This is a genomic window from Devosia sp. YR412 (assembly GCF_900110945.1).
Taxonomy (GTDB): Bacteria; Pseudomonadota; Alphaproteobacteria; order Rhizobiales; family Devosiaceae; genus Devosia.
In genome coordinates this window covers 970241-986445 of record NZ_FOFL01000002.1, presented here as the reverse complement: position 1 = coordinate 986445, position 16205 = coordinate 970241, and the positions used below count along the sequence as shown (strand labels likewise).

Genomic DNA, 16205 nt, shown 5'->3' with positions numbered 1-16205 from the left:
GGCTCCTGCTGGCGGGTGAAGCTGGTGCGACCAGCCGAGGGGAGATCCTGGCGCAGCGACTGCAGTGCCTGGGTCTTGCCGCGGACTTCCAGCGTCGTTTCCAGCTCGAACTGGCGATCGAAATGGTCTTCGATGACGCCCTTGTTGCGGCCGGTGACGAAGACGAAATGCTCGATGCCGGCTTCGCGGGCTTCATCGACGGCATATTGAATCAGCGGCCGGTCAACGACCGTCAGCATTTCCTTGGGCAAAGCCTTGGTGGCCGGCAGGAAACGGGTTCCGAGACCGGCAACGGGAAATACGGCGGTTCTCACGCGCTTTGACACGGCATACACTCCATGGCGACACTGAGGGTAAAGCTATCTCAACCACTCATGGTTAGCATCTATACCGACAAGCATCTGATATTCGAGGTTAATTCATGGCGGTTCTGGTCACCGGCGGCGCAGGCTACATTGGTAGCCATATGGTCCTCAACCTGGCGGATGCCGGCGAAAAGGTCGTCGTGCTCGACAATCTGGTGACCGGTTTCGACTGGGCGATCGATGGCCGCGCCGAATTCGAGAGCGGCAATGCCGGCGATATCGAGCTGGTGCGCCGCCTGATCGACAAGCACCAGATTACCGAGATCGTGCATTTTGCCGGCTCGATCGTGGTGCCGGAATCGGTGGTCGATCCGCTGAAATACTATGCCAACAATACCGCCACCTCGCGCAACCTGATCGAAGCAGCGATCAAGGGCGGGGTGAAGCATTTCATCTTCTCGTCCACGGCTGCCGTCTATGGCATGACCGGGCTGGCGCCGGTGGTGGAAACCACGCCGCTCAACCCGATGTCGCCCTATGGCCGCTCCAAGCTGATGACCGAATGGATGCTGGCCGATGTGGCGGCCGCCCATCCGATGACCTATGGCGTGCTGCGCTATTTCAACGTGGCGGGCGCCGATCCTGGCAAGCGTAGCGGCCAGTCGACGCCAATGGCGACGCATCTGATCAAGGTTGCGGCGCAGGTGGCGCTGGGCCAGCGCGAGAAGATGGATATTTTTGGCACCGATTATGAAACGCCGGATGGTACCTGCGTGCGCGACTATATCCATGTCACCGACCTGATCGCGGCGCATGCGCTGCTGCTCAAGCATCTGCGCAAGGGCGGCGAGAGCACGACGCTCAACTGCGCCTATGGCCAGGGCTATTCGGTGCGGCAGGTGGTGGAGACCGTGCGCGAGGTTTCGGGCGTCAACCTGCGGGCAGACGAAGGTCCGCGTCGTGCGGGCGATCCGGCGTCGATCACCGCGACGGGTGAGAAAGTGCGGCGCCTTTTGGGCTGGGTGCCGCAGCATGATGACCTGCGCGAGATCGTGGATTCGGCATACTGGTGGGAACGCCATCTGATGACGCGGAATAGGTAGTTTTTGGCCATCAAGCTATCCAAATTCTCGATGTCATCCAGGCCTTGAGCCAGGATCCATCCTGAGATGTATGGGCCGATATTGTGGTCGTTTGGACCACCTTGCGGCCGCGAAGCGATCTCGAGATGGGCCCCGGCTCAAGGCCGGGGTGACATCGAGTTTGTGGGACCTGAGGAGACCATATGCGCATCCTTGTCGTGCTTGCCCTGCTCTTCGCTACCCCCGCCTTCGCCCAACCGGTTGAAAGCTTCGACAGCTTCATTGCCAATTTCCGTCCGAAAGCCATCGCGGCTGGTGTGCGGGCCGAGGTCTATGACGCGGCGATGGCCGGCCTGACGCCTGATCCGCGCGTGCCGGATCTGGTGACCACGCAGCCGGAATTCACCACGCCGATGTGGGACTATATCGAGGGACGGGTGACCGCTGGCCGGATCGAGCGTGGCAAGGCGGCGATTGGGCGCAATGTCGCGCTGTTCCAGAGCGTGGGCCAGGCTTATGGGGTTGATCCGTATCTGCTGGGCGCCATCTGGGGCATGGAGACCGATTATGGCGCGGTGCTGGGCAATGATGGGCTGATCCGGCCGATCGTGCGCTCGCTGGCGACCCTGGTGCATCAGCGGCGGACACGGCTGGTGGAGGATGAGGGCGATCTGATTGCGGCGCTGCTGCTGACCCAGCGCGACGGGCAGAGCCCGATCGGCTCCTGGGCTGGGGCGATCGGGCATTTGCAGGTCAATCCGAGCAATGTGCTGGCGCATGGCACGGATGGCGATGGTGACGGGCGGGTCGACCTGCACAATTCGCTGGCCGATGCCCTGGCGACGAGTGCCAAATTCCTGCGTGGGCTGGGCTATCAGCCGGGGCTGGACTGGGGCATGGAGGTGGTGGTGCCGGAGGGGTTCGACTATCTCCTGGCGACGCGGACCGAGATGCGGCCGGTGTCCTTCTTTGCCGAGCGCGGCGTGGGCCGGGTGGCCGGGCGGGCCTTTGCCGACCTCAATGTGCCGGTGTTTCTCTATGTGCCGGCCGGCAAGGACGGACCGAAATTCCTGATGACGCAGAATTATCTGGTGCTGAAGGGTTATAATTTCTCCGACAGCTACGCGATGAGCGTGGCGCATATGACCGATCGGCTGAAGGGCGGCGGCGGCTTTGTCGATGATTGGCCGCGCAATGCGGCACTGCCCAATCTGGCGCAGCGCAGGGGCATCCAGCAGGCGCTGCTGACGCTGGGCTATTATCAGGGCGCGGTGGATGGGCGGCTGGGGCCGATCAGCCAGGAGGCCTATGCCCGCTTTCAGGCGGCGCGGGGCGAGGTGGCGGACGGCTTCATCACCCGGGCCAGCTATGAGGCTTTGGCGGCGGCGAGCCGGTAACAGACTGGGGACCGCATGGCTTTGAGCCTGCGGTCTTGCTAAAGGAAAATCATGATCCGTTATGTCCTGGCACTGCTGGTTGGAATGCTCGTCCTGATTGACGTGGCGCCGGCTTTTGCGCAAAATCAGGACACGATCGTCGTGGCGCAGGAGCAGCGCCGCCGCACGCTGATGGACCTGTTGTTTGGCGAAGAGCCTGCCGCGCCGCCGCCGGTACAGCAGCAGCCGCGCCAGCAACGGGCGCCGGCCGCCAGCCTGCCGCCGCCCAAGCCGGTGGTCGAGAAGGCGGCGGGGGCAACGCGGCTGGCGGTGTTTGGCGATTCCATGGCGATCGATCTCAGCCGGGCGCTGGAGCGGTTTTATGCCGAGGATCCCAACCTTGTGGTTATCAACCAGGGGGTGAGCAATTCGGGTTTTGTGCGCGAGGATTATTTCAACTGGGACCAGGCGATCAGCGAGCAGATTGCCGGCGACAGTTTCGATCTGGCCGTGGTGATGATCGGCATCAATGATCGGCAGGAAATCACCGTGGATGGCGTCAGCTATGCGTCGCTGACCGAAGCATGGAACACGGCCTATCAGGCGCGGATCGCCGGCTTTCTGGGCGAGCTGCGGGCGGCACGCAAGCCGGTGATCTGGGTTGGCCTGCCGCCGATGTCGAAGGGCGACTATTCGGCGGCGATCAGCCAGATCAGCAATATCCAGCGGCTGGCGAGCTTTTCCGGCGGCGCGGAATTCCTGGATATCTACGAGCGGTTTCTGGGCGAGGACGGCAAGTATTCGGCCAGCGGACCGGATGTGAATGGGCAGAATGCGCGGATGCGCAAGGATGACGGCATCCATTTTGCAACGGCGGGTGCCGACAAGCTGGCGTTTTATATCAGCCAGACGATCGGGACGTTTTACCGGGGCGGCAGCGTGACCATGGCAGTTGTTGATCCGCTGGCTGGCACCGATGCAGCGGCCATGTTGCGGCCACCCTATCAGGGGCTGGGGCAGGTGCGGCTGCTGGAAGTGGCGGGCGCGGTGATCCCGATCAGCCGGGTGCCGGCGCGGGCCAATGAGCTGCTCACGGCTGGGAGTGCGGCGGTGCAGGCGGCGCCGTTTACGCTGGAGCAGCTGATGACCGCGCCGGTCGGCCGCGTGGATGCGTTTGGGGTCGGCGTTGATCCGGCTGCGGCGACGGATAATCCGGGGCAGCGGTAAGAAGGCCGCCTCACCCGGCCTTCGGCCGACCTCTCCCCCGAGGGGAGAGGTAAGAAAGGGCTATTCGGTGAATCGGACCGCGCCGATGTGGGGCAGGTTGCGGTTGCGCTGGCCGTAGTCGATGCCATAGCCGACGACGAATTTGTCGGGGATGTCGAAGCCGACCCATTTGGCCTTTACGTCGGTCTCGCGGCGGCTCGGCTTGTTGAGCAGGGCGCAGACTTCCATGCGGGCGGGATGGCGGGTCTCGAGGATTTCGAGGACGTGTTTCAGCGTATAGCCGGTGTCGACGATGTCTTCGACCACCAGCACATCGCGGCCGCCGATCTCGCCGCGCAAGTCCTTGAGGATGCGGACTTCTCTCGAAGACTCCATTGCATTGCCATAGGAGGAGGCTTCCATGAAGTCGACTTCGACGGGCAGGTCGAGTTCGCGCACCAGGTCGGCGATGAAGATAAAGGAACCGCGCAATAGGCCAACGACGACGAGCTTGTCGGTATCGGCATAATGGGCCGAGATTTCCTTGGCCAGGGCCTCGACGCGGGCGGCGATGGCTTTGGCGGAGATCAGTTCATCGACGATATAGGGCTTCTGGGACATGGCGATTCCGGGAGTCACGTAACAGAGGAATGCGTTAGCAGACTGTTAGCGTTGACGGTAGCGGAAGGTGAAACGGCGAACTCCCGCCTAGGGGCGGGAGTTCACGTATTTTAGCGTGGCAGATCCGTCTTGCCCATCAGATCGAAATCGATCGACCGTGCGGCCTGGCGGCCTTCGCGGATGGCCCAGACGACGAGGGACTGGCCGCGGCGCATGTCGCCGGCGGCGTAGACTTTCGGGACCGTGGTCTTGTAGCTCAGCGTGTCGGCAAAGAGATTGCCGCGCTTGTCGAGCTGGGCGCCGAGCTGTTCGAGCATGCCTTCATAGACCGGCGACGCGAAGCCGATGGCGAGGAGGACGAGGTCTGCCTTGATGATGAATTCGGTGCCGGGGATGGGCTGGCGCTTGCGATCGACGCGGGCGCATTCGACGCCGGTGACCTGGCCCTTGGCATTGCCGATGATCTTCATCGTGCCAGCGGCGAATTCGCGGATGGCGCCTTCGGCCTGGGACGAAGAGGTGCGCATCTTGACCGCCCAGTTGGGCCAGTTGGTCATCTTGTTTTCGAGCTCGGGTGGCATGGGGCGGACGTCGAGCTGGGTGACGGCAATGGCGCCCTGGCGGAAGCTGGTGCCGACGCAGTCGGAGGCCGTATCGCCGCCGCCGACCACGACGACATGCTTGCCGGCTGCGGTCAGCTGGACCTGCTCGGACACATCCTCGCCGCCGAGGCGACGGTTCTGCTGCACGAGGAAGGGCATGGCGTAATGCACGCCATTGAGCTCGGTGCCTTCGCTGTCGACGTCACGCGGCTTTTCGGAGCCGCCGGCGAGCAGCACGGCATCGTGCTTGCTCTGGAGGTCGGAGAGCGGCGTGGTGACGCCGATATTGGCGCCATAGTGGAAGGTTACGCCTTCGGCTTCCATCTGCTCGACGCGGAAGTCGATATGGTCCTTTTCCATCTTGAAGTCGGGGATGCCGTAGCGCATCAGGCCGCCGGCCTTGGGCTCGCGTTCATAAAGGTGAACGTCGTGGCCGGCGCGGGCCAGCTGCTGGGCGGCGGCCATGCCGGCCGGGCCGGAGCCGACGATGCCGACCGACTTGCCGGTCTTGACGGCGGAAATCTGCGGCTTGATCCAGCCATTGCGGATGGCGCGGTCGGCGATGGCCTGTTCCACCGTCTTGATGGCGACGGGAGCGTCTTCGAGGTTGAGCGTGCAGGCTTCCTCGCAGGGCGCCGGGCAGATGCGGCCGGTGAATTCGGGGAAATTATTGGTGGAGTGGAGGTTGCGGGCAGCCTCCTCCCAGTCATTGTTGAAGACCAGGTCGTTCCAGTCCGGAATCTGGTTGTGCACCGGGCAGCCGGTATCGCCGTGGCAGAAGGGCACGCCGCAATCCATGCAGCGCGCGGCCTGATCGACGATGCGGCCTTCACTCATCGGAATGGTGAATTCGCCGAAATGGCGGATGCGATCGGAAGCCGGTTCGTACCGGGGCTCTTCGCGCTCGATCTCGAGAAAGCCTGTTACCTTACCCATTTGCTCTCTCCTTACTCTGCCGCCACGCCCATGCCGCCGGAGGCACGTTTCTTTTCCATTTCGCGCAGGGCGCGGCGGTATTCGACCGGCATGACCTTGACGAATTTCGGGCGCATTTCGGCCCAGTTGTCGAGGATATGCTTGGCGCGGGCCGAGCCCGTGTAATGCAGGTGGTTGGAGATGAGCTGGTGCAGACGCTCGTCGTCATGCTTGCTCATGTCGCCCGAAATATCGACGCGGCCATGCCATTCGAGATCGCCACCGTGGTGGTGAACCTTCTGCATCAGCGCTTCTTCTTCCGGCACGGGCTCGAGTTCCACCATGGCGAGGTTACAGCGCTCGCGGAAGGTTTCGTCCTCGTCGAGGACATAGGCGACACCACCCGACATGCCCGCAGCGAAGTTGCGACCGGTCTGGCCGATGACGACGACGACGCCGCCGGTCATATATTCGCAGCCGTGATCGCCGGTGCCTTCGACAACCGCGATGGCGCCGGAGTTGCGGACGGCGAAGCGTTCGCCGGCAATGCCGTGGAAGTAGCATTCGCCCGCGATGGCGCCGTAAAGCACGGTGTTGCCGACAATGATCGACTTGGACGGATCAAAGCTGACCTTGGGGGAAGGGCGCACGACGATGCGGCCACCCGAGAGACCCTTGCCGACATAGTCATTGGCGTCGCCGACCATGTCGATGGAAATGCCGCGGGCAAGGAAGGCGCCAAAGGCCTGACCAGCCGTACCGTTGAGACGGATCGAGATGGTGTCGTCGGGCAGGCCTTCGTGGCCATACTTCTTGGCGAGGGCGCCAGAAAGCATGGCGCCGGCCGAGCGGTCACGCGAGCGGATCGGCAGTTCGATCTGCACGGCTTCGCCACGGGCGAGAGCCGGCTCGGCCAGTTCGACCAGCTTGCGGTCGAGCACGGCTTCGAGGTGATGGTTCTGGAACTCGGAGTGATAGAGCGTGTCGCCGCCGATCGGCTCGGGCTTGTAGATGAGCTTGGAGAAATCGACGCCTTCGCTCTTCCAGTATTCGACCATCTTGCGCTGGTCGAGCAGGTCGGACCGGCCGGTAAGTTCCTGCATGGTGCGAGCACCCATGCCGGCCATCAAGCCACGCAGCTCTTCGGCGATGAAGAAGAAGTAGTTGATGACATGCTCGGGCGTGCCCTTGAAGCGCTTGCGCAGCACCGGGTCCTGGGTGGCAACGCCAACCGGGCAGGTGTTGAGATGGCACTTGCGCATCATGATGCAGCCGGCCGCGATCAGGGGCGCGGTCGAGAAGCCGAATTCGTCGGCGCCGAGCAGGGCACCGATGAGCACGTCACGACCGGTTTTGAGGCCGCCATCGACCTGAAGCACGACGCGCGAGCGCAGGCGGTTGAGCACCAGGGTCTGGTGGGTTTCGGCCAGGCCAATTTCCCAGGGGCCGCCGGCATGCTTGAGCGAGGTCAAAGGCGAAGCGCCGGTGCCGCCGTCATAGCCGGAGACGGTGATGTGATCGGCGCGTGCCTTGGCGACGCCGGCCGCAACCGTGCCGACGCCGACTTCGGACACCAGCTTGACCGAGATATCGGCCTGCTCGTTGACGTTCTTGAGGTCGTAGATCAGCTGGGCCAGATCTTCGATGGAATAGATGTCGTGATGCGGCGGCGGGCTGATGAGGCCGACGCCGGGCGTGGAGTGGCGCGTCTTGGCGACGACCCAGTCGACCTTGTGGCCGGGCAGCTGGCCGCCTTCGCCGGGCTTGGCACCCTGCGCGACCTTGATCTGCAGCTGGTCGGCATTGACCAGATATTCGGTGGTGACGCCGAAACGGCCAGACGCGATCTGCTTGATGGCCGAGCGCATGGGGTTGCGGTCGCCATTGGGCAGGGGCTTGTAGCGGTCGGGTTCTTCACCGCCTTCACCAGTGTTGGACTTGCCGCCGATCTGGTTCATGGCGATGGCCAGCGTCGTATGCGCCTCGCGGCTGATCGAGCCGAAGGACATGGCGCCGGTGACGAAGCGCTTGACGATTTCGACGGCCGGCTCGACTTCATCGAGCGGCACGGCCTCGCCGATCGCCTTGATGTCGAGGAGATTACGGATGGCGAGATAGCCGTTTTCGCCCGAGTTCACGCGGGCGGCAAAGCTGTTGTAGCGATCCTGCGCGGTTTCCGGGCTTTCGTCCTTGGTGCGGACGGCGTGCTGCAGGTCGGCGACGACGTCGGGCGACCAGGCGTGCTTTTCGCCCCGGATGCGATAGGCATATTCGCCGCCGATATCGAGCGCCTTGCGCAAGACGATATCGTCGCCGAAAGCGTCGCGGTGACGGCTGACGGTTTCCTCGGCGACCTCGGCCAGGCCAACACCTTCGATGGTGGTGGCAGTGCCAAAGAAGAAGCGCTTGACGAATTCGGTCTTGAGACCGACCGCGTCAAAGATCTGGGCGCCGCAATAGGACTGGTAGGTGGAAATGCCCATCTTGGACATGACCTTGAGGAGGCCCTTACCCACCGACTTGATGTAGCGATAGACCACTTCGTGGGCATCGACTTCGGCCGGGAATTCGCCCTCGGCATGCAGCGCCGCCAGGGCCTCGAAGGCCAGATAGGGATTGATGGCTTCGGCGCCGTAGCCGGCCAGCATGGCGAAATGGTGCATTTCGCGGGCTTCGCCGGTTTCGATGACGAGACCCGAGGAGGTGCGCAGACCCTTGCGGATCAGGTGGTGATGCACGGCGGCCGTGGCCAGCAGCGCGGGGATGGCGATGCGGTCGGCGGCGACCAGGCGATCGCTCAGGACGATGATGTTGTATTCGCCGGCGATGGCGGCTTCGGCCTGCTCGGAAATCGACTGGATAGCCGCTTCCATGCCGGCCGCGCCCATATCGGCGGGATAGGTGATGTCGATGGTTCTGGTCTTGAAGTGGTTGTCTTCCATGTCACCGATGGCGCGGATCTTTTCGAGATCCTCGTTGGTGAGAATGGGCTGACGCACTTCGAGACGCTTCTCGCGGGAGACGCCTTCAAGGTCGAAAATGTTGGGGCGCGGGCCGATGAAGCTCACGAGCGACATCACCGATTCCTCGCGGATCGGATCGATCGGCGGGTTGGTGACCTGGGCGAAGTTCTGCTTGAAATAGGTGTAGAGGAGCTTCGACTTGTTGGAGAGCGCCGAGATCGGCGTGTCTGTGCCCATCGAGCCGACGGCTTCCTGGCCGGTGGTGGCCATGGGCGCCATCAGGATCTTGATGTCTTCCTGGGTGTAGCCGAAGGCCTGCATGCGATCGAGCAGCGACTCCGAGGTCACCGGGGCCTTGGGCTCGGTTTCGGGCAGGTCTTCGAGCACGATCTGGCTGCGGGCCAGCCATTCGGCATAGGGGTTCTTGGTGGCGAGCGTGCGCTTGATCTCGGCATCGGAGATGATGCGGCCTTCTTCGAGGTCGATCAGCAGCATGCGGCCCGGCTGCAGGCGCCAGCGCTCAACGATGTCCTCGTCTGGAATATCGAGCACGCCCGATTCCGAGGCGAGGACCACATGGCCTTCCTTGGTGACGAGATAGCGGGCGGGGCGCAGACCGTTGCGGTCGAGCGTCGCCACGACATAGCGGCCGTCGGAGAGCGACATGGCGGCGGGGCCGTCCCATGGCTCCATCAGGGCGGCATGATACTGATAAAAGGCGCGGCGCGTCTCATCCATCAGCGGGTTGCCGGCCCAGGCTTCGGGGATCAGCATCATCGCGGCGTGGGGCAGGGAATAGCCGCCACGCACGAGGAATTCGAGCGCGTTGTCGAAGCAGGCGGTGTCGGACTGACCCTCATAGGAGATCGGCCAGATCTTGTTGATCTCTTCGCCGAACAGCGGGCTGGAGACCGAGGCCTGGCGGGCGGCCATCCAGTTGACGTTGCCGCGAATGGTGTTGATTTCACCATTGTGGGTGGTCATGCGGTAGGGATGGGCCAGCTTCCAGGAGGGGAAGGTGTTGGTCGAAAAACGCTGGTGCACCAGCGCGATGGCCGATTCGAAATCGGCATCGTGCAGGTCGAGATAGAACTTGCCGAGCTGGTCGGCGAGGAACATGCCCTTGTAGACCAGGGTACGCGCCGACATGGAGACGACATAGAAGCCGTTGTCGCCATCGCTTTCGGGAATGGCGGCATAGACCGAGTTGGAAATCACCTTGCGGACGATCAGCAGCTTGCGCTCGAATTCGTCGAGCGACAGACCGGCCGGGCGGGCGATGACCATTTGCTCGATGATCGGCTGGGTGGCGATGACGCCTTCGGAAAGCGGCGAATTGTCGGTGGGGACGACGCGCTGGCCGAGCACCGTCAGGCCTTCACGGGCGAAGACGCCGCGGACGGCCTCGGCGCAGCGGTCGCGCAATTCGGTGATGTTGGGATAGAACAGCATGGCCACGGCGTAGTGGTGCTTTTCGGGCAAAGCGAAGGGCATGACCTTCTTGAGGAAGGCATGCGGGGTCTGCACCAGAATGCCTGCGCCATCGCCCATCAGCGGATCGGCACCCACGGCGCCCCGGTGTTCGAGGTTCTCGAGGATTTCGAGACCCTTTTCGACCACTTCGTGGGAAGGCTTGTTCTTGATGTTGGCGATCATGCCGATGCCGCAGGCATCATGCTCATTGGCCGGATCATAAAGACCCTGGGCCTCGGGGCGGCCAGAGGTGACGCGACGACCATTCTCGATCAGGGTTTTGCGAGTATCGGCTTTGGTGGTGCCCGGAATAATTGGTCCGTTCATCTCGTGTGCCATGATGTGTTCCTCGCTGGTTGATCGTGCCCGTTGCCGGACTGGTTCGCTATGTCGTGTGCATCCTGAAAGTGCCGCTGTGCGGCCCGCTGGATGCAGTCTTTTCCTCAGTGGGCGCGTTCGTTATGCGGGTCGTACCAGAGTACGGCTCGATAGAGCAAATGCGTCCATGCGTGGGGAGTGGCGCTGCATCCAAATGGCCACTCAAATTCGGGCTGGTTTTCATCTTACGCCTCGGCGAAAGCCTGCAAAACCATCTGTACCCCGCCTATCCGTTTCCGCTCATCTAGAGCGGGCCAGCCGGACCAGCGTGCGTGCTTGCCGCGGAGAGCGGGGCGACGCGTCAGATAGGACAGTCGTGCTGCCCTAACAGGTTCACATTTGCATAATTCCAAACTGGGGGCAAGCGTCTTCGTCCTATTTCTGCCACGAAAAATAGGACTTTGCCGATTTTTGTGTAGGAAAGAATAGGCATTCTGTCGCGTATTGGCACGGAAACGGGCGCATCCGCGATGGAATGCGCCCGTTTTGGCTCGAATTGGTGATGAAATCCTATTCGAGGTGGGATTTGATGAACCAGAGGTCCTTGTCGAGCTCGCGCGAGAAAGCGGTGAGGATATCGGCGGCATCGGCATCGCCGGCTTCGTCGGTGGCGTCGATATCCTCGCGCACCTGATTTGCGAGGGTGGCGAAGCGATCGGCGAGGGCCGCTAGATGATCGGCGACCTTGCGGATGTCGGTGGGATAGGCGTCGAGCTTGGTCGACTTGGCAACGATCTGGGAGGTGCCCAGGGCAACGCCGTCGAGCTGGGCGATGCGCTCGGCGATGATATCGACATGGGTATCGATGGCGGCGCGGATCGGATCGAGCATTTCATGCACGCCGATGAAATTGGGACCCTTGAGGTTCCAATGGGCCTGCTTGGTGATCAGCGCCAGATCGATGGCATCGGCAAGACGGGCATTGAGGATATCGATGACGGTCGACTTGCCGTTGCCTTCGATGGCGATGGATGGGGTTTTCATTTTTTGGGGGAGTCCTTTGACGCTGGGGAGGTGTTGCTGGATCAACCAATGCCGGCAAGGAGAGTTCCCGGTGCAAAGAAAAAGGCGCAGCCGTTGCGGGCTGCGCCTTCTATCGTCAGGGAGACGGCGGTCTTAATTCACCGAATTGTCTTCGATGGTCGGGGTGCTGCCGTTGATCTGAATGCTGCGCGGCTTCTTGCTTTCGGGCAGTTCGCGCTTCAGTTCGAGATGCAGCAGGCCGTTTTCGAGCGATGCGCCGTGCACCTCGACATAGTCGGCCAGCTGGAACCGCAGCTCGAAGGCGCGTTCGGCAATGCCGCGATGGAGGAATTCACGGGTCTTGTCGGCATCGCCGGGCTTGGCACCCTTGATCACCAAGCTGTTTTCCTTGGTCTCGATGGCAATGTCGCCATTGGCAAAGCCGGCGACGGCGATCGAGATGCGGTAGGCGTCATCGCCGGTGCGCTCGATATTGTAGGGAGGATAGGTCTTGGCTTCCTGGCCCACGAGGGTATCGAGGCGGTTGAAGACGCGGTCAAAGCCGACGGTGGAGCGATAGAAGGGGGAAAAATCGATGGTCTGCATAGTCACATTCTCCTGTGAGCAACGTGGATGTCCCGGTGGTCTCGGACAGCGCTCCCAGCATTAGGCGAGCGGTAGATGACGAGGTCGGGGTTCCCGGATAATCCGGCGAACAGAGAGAAATATGGGAGGGGTTTTTGTGGGTTCAAGACCCCCAGAAGAGTCCTTGTCGGATACCCCCACCTAGTCTCCCCCTGATAGGGGGAGGAACAGATTGTGCTCGCGGGATGGCCAGGCGCCGGTTCGAAGATGAACCGAAAATGAACGGTGGAGTCCGGTACAGTTCAGGGTCGGGAGACTAGAACCACATCCATGGCGAGCAGGTCCTCGTCTTGCGGTCCATCACCCGCCCCCCGCATGGGCCGTAGTAAAGAAAACCGGTGTCTCCAAAAGAGATGCCGGTTTTCCTTTTCTGTACCCACCTTTACAGCGCCGCCGGCCTGCAAACGGCTTGCTTTTGCGCTTCCGGTGCTCCCGTACAGAACGTACGCTCCGCTCCGGTTCTCAAAGCCAGCCATTTTCGTCTCGGCGGCACTGCGAATCTGGGTACAGAAATTGTGCCCGTCTGGTTTAACAGCGGGACATGCGTGAGGGGCCATTGATGAGTGCCGTTGTCGATCAAAATGCGCCCGAGCTGGTCAATATTGCCTCCAATCCCATGCCGGAGGGGGCGCGGGTCGGCTATTTTTCGACCGAGGACAATGTGCGGCTGCGCTATGCAACCTGGCACAAGGCCGAGGGGGCGCCGCGCGGCACGATCTGCCTCGTGCAGGGGCGAACGGAATTTATCGAGAAATACTTCGAGACCATCGCCGATTTCCGCCGGCGCGGCTTTGCCGTGGCGACATTCGACTGGCGCGGGCAGGGCGGGTCGGACCGGCTGATCGGCAATAAGAGTCTCGGCTATGTCGATCGCTTCGAGGACTATTGGTGCGATCTGCGCAGCTTTCATGGCGAAATCCTGCTGCCGGATTGCCCGCCGCCATTTTATCTGGTGGGGCATTCGATGGGCGGGCTGGCGTCACTGTCGGCCGGGATTCATGACCGGATGATGTTCGATCGGATATTTCTCTCGGCGCCGATGCTGGCGCTGGACCGGCAGCCGCTCAGCATGGCCGGCATGGCACGGGTGACCGAGACGCTGAGCTTTGTCGGGCTGGGGCAATTGCCGGTGGCGCGGCGGCAGGACAAGCCGATGAGCGCGGCGACCTTTGCCAATAATCCGCTGACCGGCGACATGATCCGCTACATGCGGGCGGTGGATGTGCTGAAAGCAAAGCCGTCGGTGGGCATTGCGCAGCCGACGATCCGTTGGGCGGCCTCGGCCTTCGGGGCGATGGCGGAAGCGGCGGAGGACAGTTTTCCGGCGCGGATCAAGGCGCCGCTGCTGATGCTGGCTGCAGCGCGCGACGAGGTGGTGTCGAGCCCGGCGATCGAGCGGCTGGGCCTGCGAATGCGCACCGGGCGGCATGTAGTGATCGCCAATGCGCGGCATGAGCTCTTCATGGAAACGGATACGATCCGCGAACAGGTGTTTGCGGCGTTTGATGCGTTTATTACGCAACAGAGTGTCTAGCTGGCGTTGACCAGGTTCAGCGCCTTTTCCAGCAGTTCCGGTGTTGCAGCGGCGACGACATTGCCGCCGACGGTGGGGTCGCTGCCGTCCCAGCAGGCGATGGCGCCGCCGGCTTCGCGGATGATCGGGACCAGGGCCGCGATGTCATAGGTTTGCAGGAACGGCTCGATGACCAGGTCGGCATGGCCGGCGGCGAGCAGGGCGTAGCCGTAGCAATCCATGCCGAAGCGCTGCAGGCGGGTGGCGGATTCAATTGCGGTCCACTTGGCCAGGAGCTCCGGCGTGCGGAACAGGCTTGGCGTGGTGGTGAAGACGCGGGAGGGCGCGAGCTCGGTCTGGCCGCTGGTGCGGTTGGGGGTGGTTTCGCCGCTGCGGCGGTAGGTGGAGCGGCCGGGGACGGCGAGGAAAGTCTCGCCGATGAAGGGCTGGCTCATCAGGCCGGCGATGGCGGTGCCCTTGTGGGCAAAGCCGATCAGCGTGCCCCAGACGGGCGCGCCGGAGATGAAGGCGCGGGTGCCGTCGACGGGATCGATGATCCAGGTGTAGTCGCTGTCGCCGGAATTGCCCCATTCCTCGCCGATGATGGCGTGATCGGGAAAGGCCTCGGCGATGACGGCGCGGATGACGGTTTCGGCGCCGCGATCGGCCTCGGTGACGGGGTCGAAGCCGACGGTGTATTTATTGTCGATCGCCAGGGTGGTGCGGAAGAGGGGGAGTGTGTGGGCGGCAGCGGCTTCGGCGGCGCGCAAGAGGGTGGCTTCGACTTTGGCGAGATCGATTGTCATAGGTCGGGCTCCGTTGCGGTGTTCATAGCCAGCGGCGCGGGCGGGCGGAAGGGGTTTTTCTTTGGATACCCCCACCTAGCCTCCCCCTGATAGGGGGAGGAATCCGGTCGGTGGTTGTCGACAATAGTGCCGCAAGCGCGATCGGCTCCTCCCCCTTTTCAGGGGGGAGGTTGGGTGGGGGTATTCTTTTGCACGACCTTGCGGCTGTTGAGAAATCTCAGGATGGGCCCCGGCTCAGGGCCGGGGTGACATCGTGGGTGGGGCGAGTTGGAGGCAAAAGCAGGAGGGCAATCAGGCCCTATTCGGCCGCCAGCTTCTCGGCCGGGGGAACATTGCCACCAACCAGCGACACCAGGTCCAAGCCGATCAGTGCAAATATCAAACGATCAATCAGGGCGCGGATGGCTTCGAAGCTGTCGTTTTTGGCGAGGGTGACTTCGTTCATGTAGAGGTGGCGGCTGATTTCGATCTGTAGCGCGTGGACGCCGTGCTGCGGACGGCCGTAGGAGCGGGTGGCGAAGCCGCCGGCATAGGGGCGGTTGCGGGCGACCTTGAGGCCGGCGCTGGCGAAGACGGTTTCGGCCAGATCGATCAGCGCGGGGGCGCAGGTGGTGCCGTAGCGGTCGCCGAGGACGATGTCGGGGGCAGCCTTGTCATTGGAGCGCATGATGCGCGGCATGGAATGGCAGTCGATCAACAGCGCGATGCCGAAGGCGGATATGGCTTCGCCGAGCAGTTTCTGGAGGGCCGCGTGATAGGGGTGGTAGATGCCCTCGATGCGCATGCGGGCGTCGTCCAGCGTCAGCCGATCCTTGTAGATCGGCTTGTTTTCGGCAACGACGCGGGCCAGCGTGCCGAGGCCGGCGGCAACGCGGGGACTGGTGGTGTTGAAGCGATCCGACAGCGGTTCGACGAACATGGCGGGATCGAGTTCCCAGGGCTCGCGATTGACGTCGAGATAGGCGCGGGGGAAATGCGCGCGCAGCATGGGGGCGCCAAGATGGGGTGCGCGGCCGAACAGCTCGTCGACCCAGGCGTCTTCGGACTGGCGGATCGACAGATGATCGAGCCGGGTCATGGCGAGGAAGCGCTCAGGATAGATGCGGCCGGAGTGGGGCGAATTGAACACCAGGGGCGCCACCAGCCGGCGCGGCCTTATGGTTTCAAATGCTGGCTGATCCCAATAGTCGGACCGCACGCTGCCTCCAGAATGGACGGCGCATTTTTGATGCCGTCCCAATGATTTGTTAGGTCAGTGTCGTCGTTTGCGGTGCGGATGTCCAGATTGTCGCAGCAATGCGATCACAATCGCTGTGCGGAGCGGGGGTTTTGGGCAGAAAAAACGTGTTCCGGTTGC

At 62.7% G+C, this 16205-nt stretch carries 12 protein-coding genes; 4 read left to right on the top strand and 8 right to left on the bottom strand.

The annotated features are described in order from the left end of the window. On the bottom strand, nt 1-326 hold a 326-nt coding region (locus BM045_RS11095; RefSeq protein WP_244522951.1), incomplete at its 3' end, for a sugar phosphate nucleotidyltransferase. Nucleotides 327-421: 95 nt separating this feature from the next. On the opposite strand from BM045_RS11095, the gene galE reads away from it, so the two are divergent. From galE to BM045_RS11080, 3 genes are all read left to right on the top strand, one after another. Continuing rightward, nucleotides 422-1408 carry a UDP-glucose 4-epimerase GalE gene (gene galE / locus BM045_RS11090; protein ID WP_092183089.1) on the top strand — a complete coding sequence of 329 codons (987 nt, stop codon included), beginning with the start codon at nt 422-424 and terminating at the stop codon, nt 1406-1408. 182 nt (nt 1409-1590) lie between these two features. Beyond that, nucleotides 1591-2784 carry a lytic murein transglycosylase gene (locus tag BM045_RS11085; RefSeq protein WP_092183087.1) on the top strand — a complete coding sequence of 398 codons (1194 nt, stop codon included), beginning with the start codon at nt 1591-1593 and terminating at the stop codon, nt 2782-2784. A 51-nt stretch (nt 2785-2835) separates the two neighbouring features. Beyond that, nucleotides 2836-3990 carry an SGNH/GDSL hydrolase family protein gene (locus BM045_RS11080; RefSeq protein WP_092183085.1) on the top strand — a complete coding sequence of 385 codons (1155 nt, stop codon included), beginning with the start codon at nt 2836-2838 and terminating at the stop codon, nt 3988-3990. A 60-nt stretch (nt 3991-4050) separates the two neighbouring features. Here the strand turns inward: BM045_RS11080 and hpt are convergent, their stop codons facing one another. The 5 genes from hpt to BM045_RS11055 all read right to left on the bottom strand — a co-directional run bounded on the left by hpt (nt 4051) and on the right by BM045_RS11055 (nt 12490). Beyond that, on the bottom strand, nt 4051-4590 hold the full coding sequence (gene hpt / locus BM045_RS11075) for a hypoxanthine phosphoribosyltransferase (RefSeq protein ID WP_092183083.1): 540 nt from the start codon (nt 4588-4590) through the stop codon (nt 4051-4053). Nucleotides 4591-4700: 110 nt separating this feature from the next. Continuing rightward, complete coding sequence (locus tag BM045_RS11070) at nt 4701-6128, bottom strand: glutamate synthase subunit beta (RefSeq protein WP_092183081.1); 1428 nt, start codon at nt 6126-6128, stop codon at nt 4701-4703. 11 nt (nt 6129-6139) lie between these two features. Next, nucleotides 6140-10819 carry a glutamate synthase large subunit gene (gene gltB / locus BM045_RS11065; RefSeq protein WP_348271246.1) on the bottom strand — a complete coding sequence of 1560 codons (4680 nt, stop codon included), beginning with the start codon at nt 10817-10819 and terminating at the stop codon, nt 6140-6142. 612 nt (nt 10820-11431) lie between these two features. Beyond that, on the bottom strand, nt 11432-11905 hold the full coding sequence (gene dps / locus BM045_RS11060) for a DNA starvation/stationary phase protection protein Dps (protein ID WP_092183077.1): 474 nt from the start codon (nt 11903-11905) through the stop codon (nt 11432-11434). Between the two features lie 132 nt (nt 11906-12037). Then, a complete protein-coding gene (locus BM045_RS11055; protein WP_092183075.1) occupies nt 12038-12490 on the bottom strand; it encodes an Hsp20 family protein in 453 nt (150 codons plus the stop codon). Nucleotides 12491-13088: 598 nt separating this feature from the next. On the opposite strand from BM045_RS11055, the gene BM045_RS11050 reads away from it, so the two are divergent. Continuing rightward, entirely contained in the window at nt 13089-14063 is a 975-nt protein-coding gene (locus BM045_RS11050) for an alpha/beta fold hydrolase (protein ID WP_170848468.1), read from the top strand. On the opposite strand, the gene hisN is transcribed toward BM045_RS11050, so the two are convergent. Together hisN and BM045_RS11040 are read right to left on the bottom strand one after the other, a co-directional pair. Then, nucleotides 14060-14848, bottom strand: a complete 789-nt coding sequence (gene hisN / locus BM045_RS11045) for a histidinol-phosphatase (RefSeq protein ID WP_092183071.1) — start codon at nt 14846-14848, stop codon at nt 14060-14062. The two genes, BM045_RS11050 and hisN, sit on opposite strands and share 4 nt — an antisense overlap. A 298-nt stretch (nt 14849-15146) precedes the next feature. Next, entirely contained in the window at nt 15147-15977 is an 831-nt protein-coding gene (locus tag BM045_RS11040) for an N-formylglutamate amidohydrolase (protein WP_244522950.1), read from the bottom strand. Nucleotides 15978-16205 lie beyond the last annotated feature (228 nt).